Genomic DNA, 20,971 nt, shown 5'->3' with positions numbered 1-20,971 from the left:
GTTTAATCGGTTTACACTAAACAAACAATTCCGGCGATAGAAAATAAAACTTCTAATTGTCCCTTATGCAACCTCGGTCATGATGCCAATAAAACAAAGATTTATAAATTAGCAGAAATGGATGCAGATCATGTCGCCGCCTGGAGCAAAGGTGGCGCAACAGATTTGAAAAACTGCGAAATGCTTTGCAGAACCCATAATCGCGCGAAGGGGAATAGGTAGTTGTTCTTTGATCAAAATTTAATTTTCATAAAAAAAACCTTACTTATTCAAGTAAGGTTTTTGATGTTTTAAAATTTTCTTGTTTAATAAGAGCATTATCACTTATTAAATTCGAAATAAATTTACTTTCATCATTTGTGTTAGAGTGCAAATTTAAGATAAAATATCATGCCATTTTTGTACAATAGTGTACAAAAATATCAAGATTATGACTATATTTGATAATGATTTAATACTATGAATAAAGAAAATACAATCGTCGGTCAACTTCAAAAAAATGTAGTAAGACATTACGGAAAACAAATAAATAACGCCACAGATTGTATCAACTTAGCCAGTTTACTTACAGAGAAATTTAATACAAACATCAGTGCGCAAACGCTGAGGCGCTTTTTCGGTTTGATAAAATCTACTTCAGGATCTGGTCATTTTACATTAGATCTTCTTTCCAAATTTTGTGGCTACAAAGATTTTAAGCACTTTAGTCATTCTTACAGCAATACCGAACTCGAACTGTTCTTTGGAAATATAGAAAATACAAATCAAAATTACTGGGAAAAAAGTGAACAACTTTGTAAACAGATCGCCAATTCGCCAGGACTTTTGGTGACCACGCACCGTCGTCTCATGTCATTTCCAATGGCCAGAAAATATTTTATTGAAAATCATCCTTTGCGCGATATGCTTGGGACGGTTTATTCCCAATATTTCTCAGCTTATCTGAAATTCAGTACAAGCAATGAAGCAAAAATTTTTGCGTACGGATTTCTTTTCAAAAGTGCATTCCTTCTTCAGAATAAAGAATTGATGGAATTATATATCAAAAAAGTGCGGGATACTGAAATTACTGATGACGTGTACTTAATTCCCGCAGGTTTAAAATATGGGGTGCAACTGCTTTATGCTGATTTTACAGGCAACGAATATCTTTTCAGAAAGTATTTTGCTGAAATGAAAAAAGTAAGATTACAGTATATCGAAGCTTCAGAAAAATCGGTCTGCAGTTTTGAATATACCGTTTTAGAGTCTCTCATTTTCACGAACCGAACCAAAGAAATGAAATTTTTGATAGAGAATAATACGGTTCAAAAAGATAGCGATAAAGATTTTATCCCAGCAAAAAGAAAGAAAATACATGATGAAGTTTGGAAAATTCTTTGTGCTACAGCGTATCAGAAAATGGATGATCAAAAGAATAGTGATTTGTATTTGAGTCGTGTGAATTTAGAAAATTTAGGGATCGGCTGGGAAAAATACTATTCGATGATGTATTATTTTGTGCAGTTAAAGAGTACCGATCAACATGAACGATTAAATATTATTTCAAAAATTAAAATATTAATTGATGATACGTATTTCAGTTATTACGAGGATTTACTAAGCGATTATCTCAATGTTTCAGAGAAAGAACTAGTACTAGTAAGTAAAAAATAATAAATAAAATCTTCCTTTAATTTAGAAATCTTGATTCATTAGTTTGAAACGGGATTTTTTTAAAGTTTATAAATTGAAGAGTATCGATACCAGAAAACCGAGAATTGGAGTTATTTGGAGTGAATCTTGTGAATTTGCCAAAAGCAACATTTTAATTAGATAAAATCAATTAAACATTCAAAAATTGTTGGTTTAATAGTTCTAAATTTATCATTAATAATATTAAACTCATTCAAATTTAAAATAAATATGAAAGCAATTTGGAACGGAAAAATTATAGCAGAAAGCAATAAAACGATTGTGGTAGAAAACAATCATTATTTCCCGGAAGACAGTATTGACAAAGAATATTTTATTCTAACCAATCACCACACTTCCTGTCCCTGGAAAGGTCAGGCTTCATACTACAATATTGAAGTTGACGACAAAAAGAACGAGAATGCCGCGTGGTTCTATCCAAGTCCAAAAGATGCGGCGATGAATATTAAAAATTATGTTGCGTTCTGGAAAGGTGTTGAGTTGAAAGATTAACTTTCAAGCATACGTGTCTTTTAAAATATAGAAATCCCGATTCATTAGTTTGAATTGGGGTTTTTTTATTTGAAAAATCTTTTTGTATGAAGAATTTTAAGTACAGTAATCATATTTTCATCCACTACGTAATGGATTCCGAAAGGAAATATTTCGGTGAAAGCGATTCGAACTTCCTTATATCGATTCTGATAATGCAGAGGATTTGCCTTGATCAGATCTACAGTCTTCCAAAATTCGGTATGGAATTTTTCAGCTAAACTATCCGATATCTTTTCATAATAAGCAATTCCCTCCAAAAAATCAGTTAAAGAGTCTTCCTCAAATTTGATATTGTATTTCATTTCCGAGCGCTTGATTTGCGAAAATCATCTTCAGAAATATACTGCGATTCACCACCGTAATGTTTCTCGAGTTTTGCATCAATCATTATTTTGTATTCACTTGTCAGTTCAAAATCATTGGCTTTTTCTTTTAGAATATACTCTAAATAATTTTTAAGCTTTCTGCCTTCTTTTTCTGCCTGAATTTGCAAAATAGCAATAGTTTGATCATCCAAACTTATTTCTTTTCTATTTTTTGTAGGTATCATTTATCTAAAGTTTCGATAAAGATACGTATAACTTACGAAATTATTTTTTTTAATCTCAATTTATCTATTGGATATTCATTTTCCTTGTTAATTAATGTTTCCGTGTAATCTGATAAAATTTAAAGTCTTTCATCTATTATCTTTTCTCTACTCAAAAAATCTATTTTTTAAAATTAAAATGATTCAGCAACAACCGAATTTCATTAAATTCAAATTCGTTCGGCAGAACTCTTTTCCAGTCATTTAAGGTTTCATGCGACGTTTTTTTGAATTCCTTTTCGAAGGTTTTAATTTTTTCTTTGTCAAAAATTCTTTTAATATCAAGCAAACCCTGTTCGGCGAATTTGGCTAAATGTCCGTAAATGGTTTCCGTGACCAATCCTCTTTCCTTTGCAATTTCTGGAATTGTTTTTCCGTCTTCGAATAACTGAAACGTCAAAATATGCGACGGAATTTTAGCAATTTTTGAAGTTACCGGAACGTCGATCGTTTTGTCGAAAAGTGGCGTTTCTAAAAGGTGAACGGTTTTAAGATCATTCAGATAATCTTCCAGATCATCCAGAAATACACGGAAATCTTCGTTATACTGCTTCAAACCTTTTACACCTTTGCTTTCGGCATAAAACTCTTTTAATGGGCTAAAAACTTTTTCATTGATATTGCTGAAAAAGAAATTGACCGCACCTTTCGCTTTGGTTTCAATTTCACTCCATTCTTCCTTGCCGTCGATGAATTTATGTGTTTTCTGTTGAATGATCTTATCGAATTTTTCAAAAATCTGACCAAATTTTGCAACATCTGGTTTCAAACTTCCATACACGAATTTGGCTTTATCCTGATCCAAAAATTTGCTGAATTTTGCACTGTTATACCACATTTCCAGGGAAGCTGTAATCCATTTGCAATCTAAACGACTCGCAATTTTTTTGATGCTGTAATCATATTTCTCTGTCTGAAGAATTTCTTCAACGCGATCATTTGCGTGGGTTTCATCTTGAAATTTTGAAACTCTTTTATCAGAGAAAATAACTTCGGGCGTAATTTTAGATTTCAAAACAATTCCTTCCAAAGTTCGGCACCGCGAAAGTGCTACATAAACCTGTCCGGAAGCGAAAGATTTCCCGGCATCAATAATGAGACGGTCGAAAGTTAGACCCTGCGATTTATGAATCGTAACCGCCCAAGCCAAACGAATAGGGAATTGTTTAAAACTTCCCAAAACTTCTTCCTGAATACTTTTATCATCGCCCAAGGAATATCGTTTTTGATCCCACGTTTCTTTTTTAAGGTGAAAAAGTTCATCTTCACCATCAATGATTACAGAGATTTCTTTCTCCCCAACTTCAATGACTTCAGCTAGTTTTCCATTAAAATATCTTTTCTCGCCACTTGCATCATTTCGCAGAAACATAATTTGACAACCCTGTTTCAATTCTAAAACTTCCTCGTTAGGATATTGATTTTCATTAAAGTTACCAGTGATCTCCGCTTTATAGAAATAAGATTTTCCCTTAAGTTCTTTTAATTTCTTCAGATTAATTTCGTCCGCCATTTTGTTGTGCGAAGTCAGATAAACATAAGGTTCATCGGTCGGTTCAAAATCTGGAATATGTCTTTCGTTCAGCGTTTCAAAATCAATATCTGAAACTGCACCGTCTCTGATTTCATTCAAGATCTCTAGAAATTTTTCATCTTTCTGGCGATAAACCGTCGTTAATTCTAAAGTGATCAAAGGCAATTCCTTTAAAGCATAACTGTCGAAAAAGAAAGGCGAATTGTAATATTGTTTGAGAACATATTCGTCACGAACAACTGGCGGTAACTGATATAAATCTCCGATAAATAACATTTGAACACCGCCGAATTTCTGCTGATTCCTTCTTACCGAACGCAAAGAAAAATCCATCATATCGAGAACATCGGCTCGAAGCATAGAAACTTCATCGATGATGATAATTTCGATTTCCCGAAGCAGTTTTAGTTTGTCTTTTCGGTATTTAAAATGATGCATCAAATCAGCTATATTATTCGCCGTATCGCTGTCAACTCTTTCTGTCGTTGGTAGAAAAGTTCTCAACGGAAGTCCAAACATCGAATGAATCGTAACGCCTCCCGCATTGATCGCCGCAATTCCGGTTGGTGCAACAACGATATGTTTCTTGTTGGTTTTGCTCACAAAATCATTCAGGAAAGTCGTTTTTCCAGTCCCGGCTTTTCCGGTAAGAAAAATACTGCGGTTCGTATGTTCGGCTAAATTGAAGAGAGATTCATTCATTGTTCAAATTTAGGGATTTTGGTTTGAATGAAAAGTGGGAAATTGTGCTCGGTTTAATTGATTTGGGAGATTTATTTTCAAGTAAGTTTTAGTATTTTTATCTGATGAAAAGTAAATTAAAAGAAATAGATGTGGATTTTATCGGTGACCGAAGACCGCTCACAAAGAAAGAAGAAGCTAAAATAAGTGCGTTTATTCGTGAACTAAAAGCAAAGGAAGCCATTTTAAAAAGCATAAATATATACAAAACCTTAATACTAATCTTGATTGTAGTTTTTACCTTGATTGTAATGTATGTTTTTAAATTTAATAATTAAATCTCAACCAGATAGTTGGGCTGACTTTGTAAGTTATTTTGAAGGTCTATTAAATCCGATATTGACAATAATTAATATTGTAATATTCATTAAATTAACTTTATCAATACAAAAAGCGAGTGAAAATAAATCATGGGTTGAAAAAACTGAAAGTTTAACCTTCGATTACATACATTCATTCTCTGATTTTGCTTCTGAAATTATGTTTGTTGCAGAAGAAATGGAACAGAAAATACTAAGTAATCAACAACAAGAACAATTAAATGCGGAATTAAATAAGAATAAGAGCGAAAAAAAGCGAGAAATTTTCAAAAAGCATTTCGCCTTAAGAATTTATGCTGAAAGTAATTTGTTCTCAACTTGCAGTTCGAGAAACAATTTCATAACTAAGAGTCATCATTTAATTAAATCAATGAATTCTTTTTTAAATTTACTTGATGGAGAAAGTGAAGTAAATAAAATGGATATAATTACTGAAAAATACAGAAATTTTGAAAATGAGTTAAAGGAATTTATAGAATTGGGGAAAAAATTCTCTGATGAAATCTACAAATTATAAATGCCCCAAGAACTTAATTTTAATGCAAAAATTAAGTTAAAAACCTAAAGATAACCCATATACAAAAACAAAAAAAACTCTACTTCATCACTTAGGAGTGGCTTTTTTTATAAGTGAACAATTCCTTTTCTTCAAAAAAGTATTTTCATGCAATAAAATATTACTCCGAACATATATTGTATCACTTTAATGAAGCAACGTATCATCCCAAACACTTATCGTATCATTTAGAACATCCATGATATTATTTCGAACAGGCAACGTATCATTCCGAACATATAACTTCAATGAATCTGTTGTAATAATATTGATCAATAAGGTGTTTTAACCCAATTTTTAGGCTTTTGATGAATATTTTAGACAATTACAATAATTTTGTTTCTCCATTAAAACACATTTTTCCATGAGAAAGCCAAAACTTGTTCGAAATAATAACCTTACCGATGCAGTACTGAAACAAAAAGCAGATGAATTGATCAATCTTCTGGATCGGGATTTTGTGAATTTTGCAGAACGCGGATATGATGCCGCAGCGAAAACTCAATTTGTAGAAAAACGGGATGCCGTGGATGTTTTTCTGTCCGACGAAATTTTGGAAGCCGAGAAAATGATTGCTACCGAAAAGAAAGAGGCGGCAAGAAGCGCACTGGAGAAAACCATGCGCACGATTCTGAATATGGCGGCGAACTATTTTGGGTCACAATCTGCACAATACCGCGCTTTTGGACCGAGCGATCTCACCCGACAGCGAGAGTCTGACTTGGCGCGGAATTACAAAATTATGGTTGTCGCAACTACGCGAAATTTGGCAGAGATGGTGGAAGAAGGTTTAAGCCAAACCTTGATCGACCGACTTATTTTGCAGGGTGAAACATTTGATAAGGGTATCGATGAAGTTACAGAAGCCATTATTAATCGGGATATTTCTACAGAAAAACGAATCGAAGCGCTGAATGCTTTGTACCGATTGGTTGCAAAATATGCCGGAATTGGGAAGGATATTTTCTATGATACGAACGAGGCAAAATACAATGATTACGTTATTTACGACACCCCAAGCGAAACGCCGGAGGAAATTACTGTCTGATTATCGATCATTTCTGCTTAATACAGTTCAGACCACATAAATTTACTGTTTACAATGTTCGAAGTTTCCTTTTTCAGGAATTCTAAATACGCAGCAGAAACTAAGGTTTGCTTTTTGCCTTTCAACCAAATTAAACTCCAGGTTGTTTTGATGGGCAATTCTTTGATTGGAATAATTTGTAATTCTTTGTTTTGCAATTCATTTTTAATCCCGATCAAAGGCATAATAGAATAACCCAAACCCGCTAATAGAGATTGTTTCACGGCTTCATTGGAAGAAAGTTCCATTCTTTTGAGCACGGAAATATTATTGTCAGCAAAAAATTTCTCCATCGTTTGTCGCGTTCCGGAACCTTTTTCCCGAAAGATAAGTGGAAGATTTTCGAAGATTTCTTTTGTGGAACTTCTTTTTTTAATGTCCAAATTGCTGCTTCCGACCAGGTATAATTTATTTTGAAGCAGATCTAACTTTTCAATATTTTGAGTCGTCGGTAAAATAGAAACGAGGGCAAAATCAACCGTATTATTTTCCAGACTTTCCAGAACCTGGTATTTATTGGTGACATCCATATTCAGTTCGACACCGGTGTGTTCTTTCATAAATTCCGACAGAAAATAAGGCATCACATATTTTCCAGTTGACACGACCGAAATTTTTAGTTTACCTGTTAACCGACCTTTATAAGCTAAAGTTTTGTAATTAATAGCATGAACTTGATTGATGATATTTTCTGCAGCTTCTGCAATTTCTTTTCCAAAATCGGTGATATAAATTTTTCTTCCAACAACTTCGGTCAAAGGAATATCAAACTGATCCTGAAAATTTTTCAGCTGTATGGAAACTGCAGGTTGTGTCAAATAAAGTTCTTCCGAAGCTTTGGTGACGCTTTCGGTTTGCACAACTTTTAAAAAAATCTTCAATTGATTTAAAGTGTAATTCATTAAATATATTTATGGATAGTATTACAAATATAAATAAAAATATATGAATTAGAAACTCCAAATTTGTCCCATCAAAAAAAATAAAATGACAAGAATTACAGTAGCAAAAGGAGACGGCATTGGACCAGAAATTATGGATGCCACTTTGAAAATTATCATGGCGGCAGGAGCTCAAATTGAAATCGATGAAATCGCCGTGGGTGAAAAAGTGTATTTAGCCGGAAATAACAATGGAATTGCCGCTGACTCATGGGACACCATCAGAACAAACAAAGTTTTTTTGAAAGCGCCGATCACTACTCCTCAAGGTGGTGGTTATAAAAGTTTGAATGTAACGACCCGAAAATTTCTGGGATTGTATTCTAACGTAAGACCTTGTATGAGCTTGTATCCTTTTGTTGAAACGAAACATCACGAAATGGATATTGTAATTATCCGCGAAAATGAAGAGGATCTTTATGGTGGAATTGAGCACCAACAAACCGATGAAGTAGTACAATGTTTAAAATTAATTAGCCGCCCTGGTTGTGAAAAAATCATTCGATATGCCTTTGAATATGCTAAAGTTTATGGCAGAAAAAAAGTGACCTGTTTCACCAAAGACAATATCATGAAACAAACCGATGGATTATTCCACAAGGTTTTTGATGAGATCGCTTTAGAATATCCGGAGATTGAAAACGAACACTGGATCATTGATATCGGTGCTGCAAAAATGGCAGATACGCCGGAAATTTTTGATGTAATCGTTACTTTAAATCTTTATGGAGATGTGATTTCAGATATTGCGGCACAAATCGCAGGTTCTGTTGGTTTAGCGGGTTCTGCAAATATCGGAGAAGAATGTGCGATGTTTGAAGCGATTCACGGTTCTGCACCAAGACGTGCGGGACAAAATATGGCGAATCCTTCAGGTTTATTGCAAGGAGCGATCATGATGTTAAACCATATCGGACAAACTGAAGTGGCAGAAAAAGTTCAGAATGCCTGGTTGAAAACGATCGAAGATGGAATTCATACTTATGATATTTTTAAAGAAGGAGTTAGTAAAGAAAAAGTTGGAACAAGTGAATTCGCAGATGCGGTCGTCAAAAATTTAGGTCATGAACCTTCTGTTTTGAAACCCGTGAAATTTGTGAAAGATGCGGTACTCAATTTACCAAAATATGTGAAGAAACCTGCAATGAATAAACAATTGGTTGGCGTTGATTTATTTGTAGACTGGAGAGGAACTGATCCGAATGAACTGGCAGAAAAATTACAGAGCATTAATACGGAGAATAAGCATTTAACCATGATCACCAATAGAGGAATTAAAGTTTGGCCCAATGGATTTTCGGAAACTTTCTGCACCGATCACTGGAGATGCAGATATGAACATAATGAAGGAAAAACACTCTACAAAAATAATATCATCACGCTTTTAGCCAAAGCTTTAGATGCGAAAATTGATGTGGTAAAAACTGAAAACCTCTATGAATTTGATGGTAAAGCAGCGTATTCATTAGGTCAAGGACAGTAATTTCAAGTTTTAAATAATTGAATATTAATAAAGTCCGATCGTGTATTGGACTTTATTTTTAAAACCTAAAACTGCTTTGTCTCCTCAAAAAAATCTTCAATTCAAAATTATCATTAATGGATCATCAAAATACTTTTACCTTAATTGAGGGTGAATTTTTAGCCAAAGAAAGCCGTGAAATATTGTTCAGTATTTACAAAAGCAAAATGCGTTTTCACCGGATGAAAAATTTCAGCTCCCAAGAACGTTTCGGAAAGGAAGATGAAGCGGCATTAAAAAGAATTGCACAATTAAAAGAAACTTTGGAGGCGATTTCAAAGGTGATTGACTTAGCAGAGAAAGAGGGTAAGATTTTAGAAATAAAGTCGAAAATATCTTTAAGTTTTGTTGAGGAAGATTAAAATTTAATTGAGATAAACTTTAATCATTAAATGTTGATGGTAAAATTAAATCTAAATAAAATGTTTTGTAATGTTAATTATAATTTTTACTTTCTAATCGCGTCTTTTCTAAAAGGTCTTATTTTTGCAGCTAAGTTTTAAAATAATTCAAAATGAGAACTGTTCTAACTCTTGTAATTGCCACTTTATCTTTGTTCGCCTGCAAATCAAAAAATACGGTAGAAAATGCCGAAAATCTCCCAAAAGATATTACTTTAAAACCTGAAAATAATTTGACACAACAGGCAGATCAGCAACAGTTAAGTTCGCTCATCAAAGAAATTGATTCGATGGCTCAAAGAGAAACTTGCGACGGTTCAGCCAACTTCGCTTTTGCCGCAATTGGAGCAAAACCTTGTGGCGGACCGAGCTCTTACATCGCTTATCCAAAAAAAATAGAATCAGAAATTTTACCTCAAATACAAAAATTCACCGCAATGCAGTCTGCGTTCAACAAAAAATATAATTTAATGTCGGATTGTGCAATCGTCCCTGAACCTACGGAAATAAAATGTGAAGGTGGAAAAGCGGTTTTGGTGAATGGTAATTCTTCAGTCGCTCAAGCGCAATAAATAAATATAATAACAATTTAATAATACTTTGTCGAGGATTTTACATTTCATAAAGTAAATTTACTATTCACCATTCATTTTATTTATACCAACTCGAATATTTCACATAATTATTGGCGATCCGATTCACTTCGCCTTCCAATAATTCAGAAGAAATATCTTTAATTTTACGAGCAGGTATTCCGGCCCAGACTTCTCCAGATTTAATGTGAGTTCCTTGAATTACAACTGATCCTGCACCAACAATTGAGTTGCTTTCTACCAAACAATCATCCATCACAATTGCACCCATCCCGATTAAAACATTATCGTGGATCGTGCAACCATGAACAATTGCATTGTGACCTATGGAAACATTGTCTCCTATGATTAGCGGAAATTTTTCAAAAGTACAGTGTAACATCGCATTGTCCTGCACATTTACTTTGTCGCCCATCGTGATATAATTCACATCTCCCCGAATTACAGCATTGTACCAAATGCTGCATTCTTTTCCCATCTTCACATCTCCAATAATTGTTGCCGTTTCCGCTAAAAAAGTATCTGCTCCGATTTGAGGAGTTTTTCCTAAAAGTTCTTTTATTAATGCCATGTTGATTGTTTTAAGTTGATAATTGATTCTCGAAAAATCAATTCTGTATATTTCTAAATTAATTTTGGATAAAGTTTTCAATTTGTACTAATATGACTCATTGATAAGGTCTAAAACGTCACTAATAAAATCTAAATTCTTATCCGTATTTTTGTACTCAAATTTAAGGAAATAAAATGAGACCAATTATTATAGAGCCTACCGAAAACCCAAAAGTGATGAAGTTTGTCGCAGATTACAACTTGATGCCGGGTTCTTTGGAAATAGACCGAACTTCTGATATTTCAGAAATTCCTTTGGCAAAAAAGCTTTTTGTTTATCCTTTTGTTGAAAGAATTTTTATCACGGCTAATTTTATTGCTGTTGCAAAACAAGATGGTGTCGATTGGGAAAATGTGGTTGAGCCTTTAAAAGGAATTATCGAAGAGGAATTAGAAGCGAATCCAAGAGTTTATATGCAGAAGAAAGCAGAAGTGGAGCAGATTTTTGCAGAAATGACTCCAAATCCAATGGTGATGAAATTTGTTTCAACCAAAGTATTGATGGATGGTTTTGTGGAAGTTAAAAGTAAAGAAGATGCAGAAGAAGTTCCTTTAGCAAAAGCGATTTTTGATCAATTTGATTTTACCAAAGAAGTATTTATTTCAGATAATTTCGTGGCGGTTACCAAAAATGTTTCGGTAGAATGGCATGAAGTAATGATTGCAATGCGAACTTTCATTACTGAATATTTACAAAATGGAGGTAAAATTTCTAATGCAACACCGCAGAAACATGAAAGTCCCGTTGAAAATTTAATCAACAGAGAATATACGGAAACCGAACAGAAAATTTCTGATATCTTAACCGAATATGTTGCACCGGCTGTAGAAGCTGATGGTGGAAAAATTTCATTAATGGAATACATTCCTGAAACCAAAACTGCAAAAATGTTATTGCAAGGCGCTTGCTCAGGTTGTCCCAGTTCGACGGCGACTTTAAAAGGGGGTATTGAAAATCTTTTGAAACAGTTCGTTCCAGAACTGGTTGAGAAAGTGGAAGCGGTGAATGGTTAATTAATTAACCACAAAAGTCACAAAAGGTAAATTTCTAAAGATCTTATAAAGCTTTTTAAAGTGCAAATAATGATAACGCAATCTTATCTAACCGATTTGACCTATAAAATTAATGGAGCTTGTATTGAAGTTCATAAAATTTTGGGACCTGGTTTGTTGGAAAAAGTTTATCATGAAGCCTTGAAGGAAGAATTTACTTTAAGGAAAATTAATTTTCAGTCGGAACTTAATGTAGAAATTTCTTATAAAGGCAAAAGATTAAATTGTGATTATAAATGTGACTTTTTAATTGAGGAAGCAATTGTTTTAGAAATAAAAGCTGTAAAAAGTTTTGACGATATTCATCGGGCAAAACTTTTGAATTATATGGGTATTTTAAAAATTCCGAAAGGAATCTTGATCAATTTTAATGTAAAAAACATCTACCACGAAGGACAGGAAACTCTTGTAAATCAATATTATAGTCAATTAATGTAATTATTTGAACTTTAAGCAGTATTGAATTCAACTTAAAACAAGCTGCTTTTGTGACTTTTGTGGTTTAAAAATATTATATGGCAAAGAAAGGAATTTTATTAGTGAACCTCGGTTCGCCACGATCGACGAAAGTAGCAGATGTAAAAGAATATCTGGATGAGTTTTTAATGGATGAAAAAGTTATCGATTTTCGATGGTTTTTCCGTGCTTTACTGGTGCGTGGAATTATTTTGAATACGCGTCCGAAAAAATCTGCTGCGGCTTACGAAACTGTTTGGACGGATGAAGGTTCACCTTTAATTTTCATCACCGAACGAATTAAGAAAAAGCTGCAGAAAATCGTTGATGTTCCTGTAGAAATTGGGATGCGTTATGCCGAACCAAGCATTGAAACCGGAATGCGAAAACTAAGGGAGCAAGGTGTTACCGAAATTGTTCTGTTTCCCCTTTATCCGCAATATGCGATGAGCACTACGGAAACGGTGATTGAAAAAGCCGACGAAGTTCGTAAAAAACATTTTCCTGATATTAAAGTCAATTATATTCAGCCTTTTTATAATCGTGAAATTTATATTGATTGTTTAGCAGAAAGTATTCGGGAGAAATTACCAGAAAATTTTGATGCCCTACAATTCTCTTATCACGGTGTTCCGGAAAGACATATCTACAAAACGGATCCTACAAATACCTGTAATCTAAACGATTGCTGTTCGAGAGATGAAAATCCAAGTCATCAGTTTTGTTACCGTCATCAGTGTTTCAAAGTGACCGAAAAAGTGATTGAAAAATTGGGGTTACCGAAAGAAAAAGTCATGGTTACTTTCCAGTCCAGGTTAGGAAGTGACAAATGGATGGAACCTTATACCGATGAGACTTTAGAAGGTTTAGGCAAAAAAGGAATTAAAAATCTGGCAATTGTTTGTCCTGCTTTTGTGTCTGACTGTTTAGAAACTTTAGAGGAAATCTCTGTGGAAGGTAAAGAGCAGTTCGAACATGGCGGCGGAGAAAACTTCCATTATATTCCTTGCTTGAATGATGAAGACCGTTGGATTGAAGTAGTTAAAACTTTGTGTGAAGAGAAGTTACACGAGTTTTATTTGGTTTAGAAAAATTCAGGAGATGGAATTCCGGTATGCGAGACACACCCAGAATATTGAAAGTGTAATTGATTTTTACACTTCTGTTCTAAGCTTTGATATTCTCGGTCGATTTAATGCTCATGATGGTTATGACGGCGTTTTTCTGGGATTTGAAGGAGAAAACTGGCATTTGGAATTCACGCAAAATAGCGAAAAACCTCAGTCTAAATTTGATGAAGATGACGCCTTAGTTTTTTACCCAGAAAATCAAAAAGACGTTGACGAAATTTTAGAGAATTTGAAAACACTTAAAATTCCTTTAATTGAAACAAAAAATCCTTACTGGAATAATAAAGCCTTTTGTTTTGAAGATTGCGACCACTATAAAGTTATTATTTCTACTGAAAAAATACAGAAATAATTTACCGGACCGGAGTTCTAAATTCTCCGTAACCAATTAAGCCATCGTAATTTCTACCGAATGGTTGGTAATATAAAAAAGCTTGGTATAAATTTTCTGTCTGCCAAAAACTTCCGTTAATTTCTCCAAAATTTAAAGTTCCATCGGTGTTTTTTGTGGCCAGAATATAATTGTAGAATCCCTGTTTCAAGTAAATTTTTGCGATAAATCTTTTTGATTTTTCATCATAAGTCATTTGGTTTTCTTTGCTTGGGATAAAGTCATTAAAACCGCCCAAAACATAAATTTCCTGACTGGTTTTTTCAGATTCTAAAGAGAAATAGACCCAGGAATAATCACCTTCTTTATCGGCAATACGCTCAATTCCTAAATCATTTCTTCTGAAATAAAAGGCTCCATTCACATCGGGCTGGAATTGATAATTTAACGGAAAAGCCCAAACCGGATACAGATACGTATAATTCACCCCGTCCGAAGTTTCTGCCTGTGCAACCATATCGAATGGTTGATTCATATTTTTATTATCGAAATAATAAAACTCATTATTTCCCGGAAAAGATAAATTCAGTTGTTGAAAAAGTAATTTGTTTCCTAGCGTTGAACTTGGTTTTTGGTTATTAACTGCAACATTCCAGTTATTATTTTGAACCACATTTAAACTGGTTGAATTTGCATTTTGGATCAACGAAGAATTATTTCCCACGACCTGCACTTCAACTCTCTGATTGATATTGGGATTTCTGGCGTCGGAAGTTCTGCTAATATTTAAAGCCACATTTGCAGCATCTTCAACCACACAAAATCTTTTCGTGAAAAGAGGTGTGCTCGGAGAATCCAGATAAACGACAATTTCAAAATTACCCGAAATCTTGGGTTGAATTTTACTATTTGGAAAAGTCAAAGTGTAATTGGTGTAAGCTTGCAAAGTGTTGAACGAATATTGATACTGGTCAATGAGTGCATTCAAACTTCCATTCGCAAACTCTGTAAAAAACAAACCGTCATCTTGCCAGTTCCGGTCAAAATGTTTCAACGTATAGCGATAAACGGTACTCGAGTTAGAGAGGTCATCAAATTTTAGAATAAGTTGCTCATTGAAACCGATCACCGCAGTTTCATCGTTTGTTTTTGGGTTAAAAAGCTGAATGCTTCGAATATCCTGACCGAATAAAATAGCGGTAAAAAACAGGAGTAAAAATTGTAAGTTTTTCATTGAGACGAAGATAATGAATTTTGATGTTGCTTGTTCTATTGATTTGAAAATACCAATTTAGTCTTCGTAACTTAATATGATTATCATTATTGCTTCCTTTAAATTTTTTAATTAAAAATTAGATTCTAAATTTGTAAAAAATTAGATGATGCTCCAAATCAAATCCTTCGCTTTCAACCCTTTTTCTGAAAATACTTACATCGTTTTTAATGATCATAAAAATGCATTTATTATTGATCCGGGAAATTTTAGTGATGAAGAAACAGAAATTTTAGAAAAATTTATTTCAGATAATGATCTGAAGGTTCAGAATATTCTTTTAACGCATGCTCACATCGATCATGTTTTGGGTTTGCAAAAAGCCTTTGACAAATACAAAGTTCCGGTTTTAATGCATGAACTCGAAAAAGAAATGCTCGACAGAAATCCGATGGATGCGAATAGATTCGGTTTTTTCTTTAAACCTTTTGAGGGCGACATTTCTTATTTAAAGGAAAATGAAATCATTAGTTTAGACGAAGATGAGTTTAAAATCCTGCACGTTCCGGGACATTCGCCGGGACATATTGCTGTTCACAATGAACCGCAAAAATTGATGATCTCCGGCGACGTTTTATTTGAAGGAAGCATCGGCAGAACCGATTTGTACAAAGGCAACTCTGAAGAACTTCTTAAAAGTATCAGAGAAAAACTATTTGTCTTAGATGATGAAACCAAAGTGTACAACGGCCATGGAAATCCGACGACAATTGGATTTGAGAAAAATCATAATCCTTTCTTTTAAAGAAAAAAAGAGCCCGGAATTAACCTGGCTCTTTTTACTTTTTACTTTGCTCTTATTTAAGCTTTCCACTTAATATTACAACCCATACTTGGTAACTGCATTTCTTCCTGCGGTTCACCTGCCAGTAAATTTTCGAAAGCGATAATCAGATCTTCTCCCGTAATTTCTTTAGTGTTTCCCGGTCTGGAATCATCCATTTGTCCACGATAAATTAGATCTAATTTTTCATCAAAGAAGAAGAAATCTGGCGTGCAGGCTGCATTATACGCTTTTGCGATCGCCTGACTTTCATCGTATAAATAAGGGAAATCGAATTTTTTTTCTACCTGAAATTCAGCCATTTTTGCTGGCGAATCTGCGGGATATTTTTCCGCGTCATTTGCATTGATGGCGATAAATTCGATACCGCTGTTCTGATAATCTTCGTACAATTCTGCCAGTTTATCGATGATATGAAGGACAAACGGACAATGATTGCACATGAAAATAACAAGCGTTCCTTTTTCGCCTTTTAAATCTTCCAAAGATTGCATTTCATTGCTTTGTGATGGATTTGGAAGTTCAAAGAAAGGTGCTTTTGTTCCAAGCTCGAGCATATTTGAAGGAGTATTTGCCATAATTTTTAAGGAGTTAATTTGATGAGGTGAAGATTTGATAATTATTGATGCAAATATAATGATAAACTAATTCATTGAAAAAAATCAAATTTTCGTATTTAAAAGTGATAGTGATTCTTCTACCGAATTTTCAAAATTTACCCAATTGATATTTTCTTCTTTCCGATACCATGTTAATTGTCGTTTTGCAAATCTGCGGGAGTTTTTTTTGATTTCTTCGATGGCAAAATCCAACGTCCATTCCTGATCAAAATATTTGAAAAGTTCGGAATAACCAACTGTTTGTAAGGCCAGATTATTTTTAAAGGGAATTAAAGATTCAGCTTCCTGAAGCAAACCATTTTCCAGCATCAAATCCACTCGCTGATTGATCCTGTTGTAAATAATTTCCCGCGGTGCCTGAATACCAATTCTGATCACTTCGAAATCACGTTTTTTTACCTGATCTTTAATGTTTTCGGTATAGGTTTTTCCAGTTTGCCAGATGATATCGATCGCGCGAAAAAGCCGTCGTGGATTGTCTTTATCAACGAATTCAAAATATTGCGGATCTAAATTCTGCAGGATTTTCTGTAAATTTTCGATGCCTTCTTCCTCAAAAATTCTTTCTAATTCTTTTTGGTTTTTTTCGTCGGCTTCGGGTAAATCATTGAGGCCTTCAAGAACTGCTTTTTCGTACATCATGCTTCCACCGACCATAACCACAATATCGTGAGTCTTGAAAAGTTCCTCAATTTTTTGGATGGCTTCTTTCTCGAACTGACCGATGGAATAATAATTTTCTACGGACAGCTGACCAATAAAATGATGTGGAACTGCAGCGAGTTCTGCAGAAGATGGAGTAGCAGTACCGATTTTCATTTCTTCGAAAAACTGTCGGGAATCACAGGAAATAATCTCGGTGTCGAAATGTTTCGCAATTTCGATGGCGAGTTTTGTTTTACCGATTCCGGTCGTTCCGATGATGGAGATGAGTTTTTTCACAGCGCAAATTTCCTCATTTTTTTTGAATTAATGGGAAGTGATTTAGTTTTTAGTTGTTATGCGGAATTCCGAGCTCTTGGAATGAATTTTTTTAATAATTATTGCAAAGTAAGTTTTGGCTAAAGGCGGCTTGGAATTTTTCTTTTTTAAACGGGCTAAAGCCCGTTCCTATTGATGGATATTTTTCGGGAAATTATATTTGAAATTGCATTTGAAATTATATGTAACACTAATGATCAAGGAGGAATTAATAGGATAAAATTTCCTTCGAAAAAAGTAAATATGGGTAATGTTTGTGTTTTGGAGAAACCTTGTCAAGGTTTGTAACCTTGACAAGGTTAATTGCAGTGAAATTTTCTGTAGCAGATTTGGGAGATAATGCAGATTAAAAATTCAATTTGGATGACAAAATACCTGAAATTCTAGCCCCGATTGCAATGAAAATCCTTTTACGGAACGATGTGGAGTAAAAGATTGTAGTGGAAAGCGGGAACAATCTTGTGATAAGCTAAAATCTCGTTGCTCCCAATAAAAAAACCACTCAATTTCTTGAATGGTTTTCTAATTTTTAAAGTTTATCCGACAATTTCGGCTTCTGTTACTCTCAGATCAGTTGATTTCATTGAAACTTCCCATTCTATGAATTTTTCTGCCTCTGCAATCAACATCGGCATTGCCAATGCGAGCAGCGCCAGATCGTCTAAAACGCCGATAACGGGGATCCAATCTGGAATGATGTCTAATGGCGAAATTAAATAAACCAGCACCAATGCGGGTAAAATTACGTTTTTGAATTCAGGTTTGTAACCGCCTTTTGCCATGGTAGATTTCACCATTCTGATGATTACGGGAATCTTCCTGATGAATCCTTTGTGTTTGAATGCTTCTTTCGCTAATGCTATTTTTGATACTTTCATTTTTGTGTAATGTTTAGATCATACAATTCGCAAATTCTATACCACGATTTCTTAAATGTAGTTAAATTATTTGGTGAAATTATCGATGAATTCGTGAACCGATTTGCTGTTCCAGTCTTTCGATGCATCTTCTTTTAATAAAATTCTGCCAGTTTTGTCTAAAAGAAAAGTCGTAGGAAATACTTTTGGAAGAACGTTATTTGAGATCGGACTTTGTGCAATATAAACGGGAACGGTGTATTGATTGTCTTTCATAAACTTCCGAACTTTGTCCTCCTCATCCTGCATTGCGATGAGTACAAAATCAACTTTATCTTTTTTAGTGTCGTATAATTTCTGAATTGTTGGCCATTCTTCGCGACAAGGAGGACACCAGGTTCCCCAAAAATTGAGAAAAATGAGTTTGTTTCCTTTTAAACTTTTCAGATTAATATCGGGAGCATTAATTCCTTTCAGCTGAATATCCATATCTGAATCTTGAAGCGTGATGGCGTTTTCGATTGCTGCAATTGGAAAAAACAGATCTTTTAATTTCAGTTTTACTTCCGGGAAAATAAAAAGTACCGCAATAAATGCGATGACGATCATGTTGAAAATGTTTTTTTTAAGAAAATTCATTTAGATTAAATTTATAATTTCTTCGATGGCATCTTTGCCTCGGTTTTTCGCATAATACACCTGCAAGTCGTTGTAAAATTCTTCTCTTGGATAGGCTTCTTCGTTTTCTTTGAATTTTTTCAGCAAGTCATTTCCGTATTGTGGTCTTGGTCCCCAAACATTTTTTACAGAAAGGTCTTCATTTAAAATAAGAACTCTCGGAATTGATTGGGTTCCGTTGGTTAAATATTGATCAATTAATGAGGTGTCGGAATCTCTCAAAAATATTTTGACTTCTTTTCCGGCTGCTTCAAAAAATTTAGAAACCGCAGGAACAGTCGCACTTGCATCGCCACACCAAGGTTCAGAAATGATTAAAATTTTTCCCTTAAAATTTTTTTCTTTTATTTTGGAAAGTTGTTCTGTATCAACTTTATAAGTTTTGATGGTGCGATTAAGTCTTTGCAATCCCAGTTCATAGTAATCTTGATGTTCATCGTTTTTGTCAGGATTGTTGTGAAAACGTTCGTCTGCAATTTTCATGTATTCCTCGAAAGTGATGGCTTTTTGCCAGTAATTTTTCATTCTTTTAAATTTTATACAAATTTCCGTAAAAACCTTTTATTATAAAGTGATTATGATCACATTCAATATTTTCTAATTTGATTAATTAAAAATAAATCTGCGAGTACAAAAGCTGCTAAATTTTCTACAATAGGAACAGCTCTTGGCAAAACGCAAGCATCGTGTCGTCCTTTTCCTTCAACGGTGATGGGATTTCTGTCTTTATCAAAACTTTCCTGCGGACGTAAAATCGTGGCAACTGGTTTGAATGCTACGCGGAAATAAATATCCATTCCATTAGAAATTCCACCTTGAATTCCGCCTGAAAGATTGGTTTTCGTGGTAAAATCCTCATTGAATAGATCGTTGTGATCTTTGCCCGTCATTTTTGCGCCACAAAATCCGCTTCCATATTCAAAACCTTTGCAGGCATTGATGTTGAGCATGGCTTTTCCTAATTCTGCCTGTAATTTCCCAAAGACTGGTTCCCCGATCCCAATGGGTAGATTCTTGATGACGCACGTAATCGTTCCACCGATGGTATTTCCTTCTTTCTTAATTTCTTTGATTTTTGAGATCATTTTCTCCGCAGTTTCAGCATCCGGACAACGAACATCATTGGAATCTATTTTCGAAAAATCTAAATGTTGATAAGGTTTCTCGCAGAAAATTTCGCCAACGGAAGAAACATACGCGTTGATTTCTACATTTTCCGGAAGGAGTTGTTTTGCCAAACTTCCCGCAACGACCCAATTGACTGTTTCGCGCGCAGAAGATTTTCCGCCTCCGCGATAATCCCGGATTCCGAATTTTTGATCGTAAGTAAAATCGGCGTGACTTGGTCGGTATTTTTGTGCGATATGATCGTAATCTTTTGATTTTTGATTTTCATTTTCGATAATGAAACCAATTGGTGTTCCGGTCGTTTGTCCTTCAAAAATTCCGGAAAGAAATTTTACAGTGTCGCTTTCTTTTCTTTGAGTAACAATTGCAGATTGCCCTGGTTTTCTGCGATCGAGTTGATGTTGAACTTTATCTAAATCGACATTTAGACCGGCCGGAAAATTGGTAATAATTCCACCGTAAGCGATTCCGTGGCTTTCGCCAAAAGTAGAAAGAGAGAGAAAATTTCCTAAATTGAACATGTTACAAAGTTAATGAGATAATTTGGTAATGTGG

Annotated in this window: 27 protein-coding genes; 14 read left to right on the top strand and 13 right to left on the bottom strand. The window is 34.3% G+C overall.

Going from position 1 to position 20,971, the window contains the following annotated elements; translation table 11 throughout:
* The first annotated feature begins 117 nt into the window (after window positions 1–117).
* The 3 genes from OA86_RS16185 to OA86_RS11195 all read left to right on the top strand — a co-directional run bounded on the left by OA86_RS16185 (window position 118) and on the right by OA86_RS11195 (window position 2,187).
* The gene (locus OA86_RS16185; protein ID WP_246008035.1) at window positions 118–222 is read left to right on the top strand and encodes an HNH endonuclease; all 105 of its coding nucleotides are present in this window, start codon (window positions 118–120) and stop codon (window positions 220–222) included.
* A 237-nt stretch (window positions 223–459) separates the two neighbouring features.
* The gene (locus OA86_RS11200; protein WP_039353058.1) at window positions 460–1,656 is read left to right on the top strand and encodes a hypothetical protein; all 1,197 of its coding nucleotides are present in this window, start codon (window positions 460–462) and stop codon (window positions 1,654–1,656) included.
* 249 nt (window positions 1,657–1,905) lie between these two features.
* Entirely contained in the window at window positions 1,906–2,187 is a 282-nt protein-coding gene (locus OA86_RS11195; protein WP_039353055.1) for a DUF427 domain-containing protein, read from the top strand.
* A gap of 65 nt (window positions 2,188–2,252) precedes the next feature.
* Here the strand turns inward: OA86_RS11195 and OA86_RS11190 are convergent, their stop codons facing one another.
* The 3 genes from OA86_RS11190 to OA86_RS11180 all read right to left on the bottom strand — a co-directional run bounded on the left by OA86_RS11190 (window position 2,253) and on the right by OA86_RS11180 (window position 5,054).
* Window positions 2,253–2,531: a type II toxin-antitoxin system RelE/ParE family toxin gene (locus tag OA86_RS11190; protein ID WP_039353052.1), complete on the bottom strand. Its 279-nt coding sequence runs from the start codon at window positions 2,529–2,531 to the stop codon at window positions 2,253–2,255.
* Entirely contained in the window at window positions 2,528–2,779 is a 252-nt protein-coding gene (locus tag OA86_RS11185) for a hypothetical protein (RefSeq protein ID WP_039353050.1), read from the bottom strand. Before OA86_RS11185 ends, OA86_RS11190 begins: the two co-directional genes overlap by 4 nt.
* A 160-nt stretch (window positions 2,780–2,939) precedes the next feature.
* Complete coding sequence (locus OA86_RS11180) at window positions 2,940–5,054, bottom strand: helix-turn-helix domain-containing protein (RefSeq protein WP_039353047.1); 2,115 nt, start codon at window positions 5,052–5,054, stop codon at window positions 2,940–2,942.
* Between the two features lie 104 nt (window positions 5,055–5,158).
* Between OA86_RS11180 and OA86_RS11175 the strand changes: the two genes are divergently transcribed.
* On the top strand, window positions 5,159–5,371 hold the full coding sequence (locus OA86_RS11175) for a hypothetical protein (RefSeq protein ID WP_039353044.1): 213 nt from the start codon (window positions 5,159–5,161) through the stop codon (window positions 5,369–5,371).
* Window positions 5,349–5,930 carry a hypothetical protein gene (locus OA86_RS11170; protein ID WP_039353041.1) on the top strand — a complete coding sequence of 194 codons (582 nt, stop codon included), beginning with the start codon at window positions 5,349–5,351 and terminating at the stop codon, window positions 5,928–5,930. Before OA86_RS11175 ends, OA86_RS11170 begins: the two co-directional genes overlap by 23 nt.
* Window positions 5,931–6,116: 186 nt before the next feature.
* Here OA86_RS11170 and OA86_RS16020 read toward each other — a convergent pair whose 3' ends face one another.
* Window positions 6,117–6,245, bottom strand: a complete 129-nt coding sequence (locus OA86_RS16020; RefSeq protein ID WP_260241890.1) for a hypothetical protein — start codon at window positions 6,243–6,245, stop codon at window positions 6,117–6,119.
* Between the two features lie 88 nt (window positions 6,246–6,333).
* Between OA86_RS16020 and OA86_RS11165 the strand changes: the two genes are divergently transcribed.
* The gene (locus OA86_RS11165; RefSeq protein WP_039353038.1) at window positions 6,334–7,017 is read left to right on the top strand and encodes a hypothetical protein; all 684 of its coding nucleotides are present in this window, start codon (window positions 6,334–6,336) and stop codon (window positions 7,015–7,017) included.
* Window positions 7,018–7,034: 17 nt separating this feature from the next.
* Here OA86_RS11165 and OA86_RS11160 read toward each other — a convergent pair whose 3' ends face one another.
* Entirely contained in the window at window positions 7,035–7,958 is a 924-nt protein-coding gene (locus OA86_RS11160; RefSeq protein WP_039353035.1) for a LysR family transcriptional regulator, read from the bottom strand.
* Window positions 7,959–8,043: 85 nt separating this feature from the next.
* Here OA86_RS11160 and OA86_RS11155 point away from each other — a divergent pair, with 85 nt between their 5' ends.
* The 3 genes from OA86_RS11155 to OA86_RS11145 all read left to right on the top strand — a co-directional run bounded on the left by OA86_RS11155 (window position 8,044) and on the right by OA86_RS11145 (window position 10,492).
* Window positions 8,044–9,480: an NADP-dependent isocitrate dehydrogenase gene (locus OA86_RS11155; protein ID WP_039353032.1), complete on the top strand. Its 1,437-nt coding sequence runs from the start codon at window positions 8,044–8,046 to the stop codon at window positions 9,478–9,480.
* A gap of 116 nt (window positions 9,481–9,596) precedes the next feature.
* A complete protein-coding gene (locus OA86_RS11150; protein WP_039353029.1) occupies window positions 9,597–9,881 on the top strand; it encodes a hypothetical protein in 285 nt (94 codons plus the stop codon).
* A 152-nt stretch (window positions 9,882–10,033) separates the two neighbouring features.
* Window positions 10,034–10,492, top strand: coding sequence for a hypothetical protein (locus OA86_RS11145; protein ID WP_039353026.1), 459 nt, complete (start codon window positions 10,034–10,036; stop codon window positions 10,490–10,492).
* Between the two features lie 79 nt (window positions 10,493–10,571).
* On the opposite strand, the gene OA86_RS11140 is transcribed toward OA86_RS11145, so the two are convergent.
* Entirely contained in the window at window positions 10,572–11,084 is a 513-nt protein-coding gene (locus OA86_RS11140) for a gamma carbonic anhydrase family protein (RefSeq protein WP_039353145.1), read from the bottom strand.
* A 176-nt stretch (window positions 11,085–11,260) separates the two neighbouring features.
* On the opposite strand from OA86_RS11140, the gene OA86_RS11135 reads away from it, so the two are divergent.
* The 4 genes from OA86_RS11135 to OA86_RS11120 all read left to right on the top strand — a co-directional run bounded on the left by OA86_RS11135 (window position 11,261) and on the right by OA86_RS11120 (window position 14,116).
* Complete coding sequence (locus OA86_RS11135; RefSeq protein ID WP_039353023.1) at window positions 11,261–12,139, top strand: NifU family protein; 879 nt, start codon at window positions 11,261–11,263, stop codon at window positions 12,137–12,139.
* A gap of 69 nt (window positions 12,140–12,208) precedes the next feature.
* On the top strand, window positions 12,209–12,616 hold the full coding sequence (locus OA86_RS11130) for a GxxExxY protein (RefSeq protein ID WP_082017326.1): 408 nt from the start codon (window positions 12,209–12,211) through the stop codon (window positions 12,614–12,616).
* A 77-nt stretch (window positions 12,617–12,693) separates the two neighbouring features.
* Window positions 12,694–13,722 (top strand): ferrochelatase, encoded by a 1,029-nt coding sequence (gene hemH / locus OA86_RS11125; protein ID WP_039353020.1) that lies wholly within the window; start codon window positions 12,694–12,696, stop codon window positions 13,720–13,722.
* A 13-nt stretch (window positions 13,723–13,735) separates the two neighbouring features.
* On the top strand, window positions 13,736–14,116 hold the full coding sequence (locus OA86_RS11120; protein ID WP_039353018.1) for a VOC family protein: 381 nt from the start codon (window positions 13,736–13,738) through the stop codon (window positions 14,114–14,116).
* A gap of 1 nt (window position 14,117) precedes the next feature.
* Here the strand turns inward: OA86_RS11120 and OA86_RS11115 are convergent, their stop codons facing one another.
* A complete protein-coding gene (locus OA86_RS11115) occupies window positions 14,118–15,329 on the bottom strand; it encodes a type IX secretion system plug protein (protein ID WP_039353015.1) in 1,212 nt (403 codons plus the stop codon).
* A 148-nt stretch (window positions 15,330–15,477) separates the two neighbouring features.
* On the opposite strand from OA86_RS11115, the gene OA86_RS11110 reads away from it, so the two are divergent.
* A complete protein-coding gene (locus OA86_RS11110) occupies window positions 15,478–16,113 on the top strand; it encodes an MBL fold metallo-hydrolase (RefSeq protein WP_039353139.1) in 636 nt (211 codons plus the stop codon).
* A gap of 56 nt (window positions 16,114–16,169) precedes the next feature.
* On the opposite strand, the gene OA86_RS11105 is transcribed toward OA86_RS11110, so the two are convergent.
* From OA86_RS11105 to aroC, 6 genes are all read right to left on the bottom strand, one after another.
* Window positions 16,170–16,730: a thioredoxin family protein gene (locus OA86_RS11105; RefSeq protein WP_039353012.1), complete on the bottom strand. Its 561-nt coding sequence runs from the start codon at window positions 16,728–16,730 to the stop codon at window positions 16,170–16,172.
* Window positions 16,731–16,814: 84 nt separating this feature from the next.
* Window positions 16,815–17,714 (bottom strand): tRNA (adenosine(37)-N6)-dimethylallyltransferase MiaA, encoded by a 900-nt coding sequence (gene miaA, locus OA86_RS11100; RefSeq protein ID WP_039353009.1) that lies wholly within the window; start codon window positions 17,712–17,714, stop codon window positions 16,815–16,817.
* Window positions 17,715–18,289: 575 nt separating this feature from the next.
* On the bottom strand, window positions 18,290–18,631 hold the full coding sequence (locus OA86_RS11095) for a YkvA family protein (RefSeq protein ID WP_039353006.1): 342 nt from the start codon (window positions 18,629–18,631) through the stop codon (window positions 18,290–18,292).
* 66 nt (window positions 18,632–18,697) lie between these two features.
* Complete coding sequence (locus OA86_RS11090; protein WP_039353003.1) at window positions 18,698–19,249, bottom strand: TlpA family protein disulfide reductase; 552 nt, start codon at window positions 19,247–19,249, stop codon at window positions 18,698–18,700.
* Window positions 19,250–19,813, bottom strand: coding sequence for a thioredoxin family protein (locus tag OA86_RS11085; RefSeq protein WP_039353000.1), 564 nt, complete (start codon window positions 19,811–19,813; stop codon window positions 19,250–19,252).
* A gap of 62 nt (window positions 19,814–19,875) precedes the next feature.
* Window positions 19,876–20,937, bottom strand: a complete 1,062-nt coding sequence (gene aroC, locus OA86_RS11080) for a chorismate synthase (protein WP_039352997.1) — start codon at window positions 20,935–20,937, stop codon at window positions 19,876–19,878.
* Window positions 20,938–20,971 lie beyond the last annotated feature (34 nt).

This window comes from Kaistella jeonii, assembly GCF_000812865.1.
GTDB classification, from domain to species: Bacteria; Bacteroidota; Bacteroidia; order Flavobacteriales; family Weeksellaceae; genus Kaistella; species Kaistella jeonii.
Note: the sequence above shows the minus strand (reverse complement) of the source record. Positions and strands in the feature narration are given on the sequence as shown.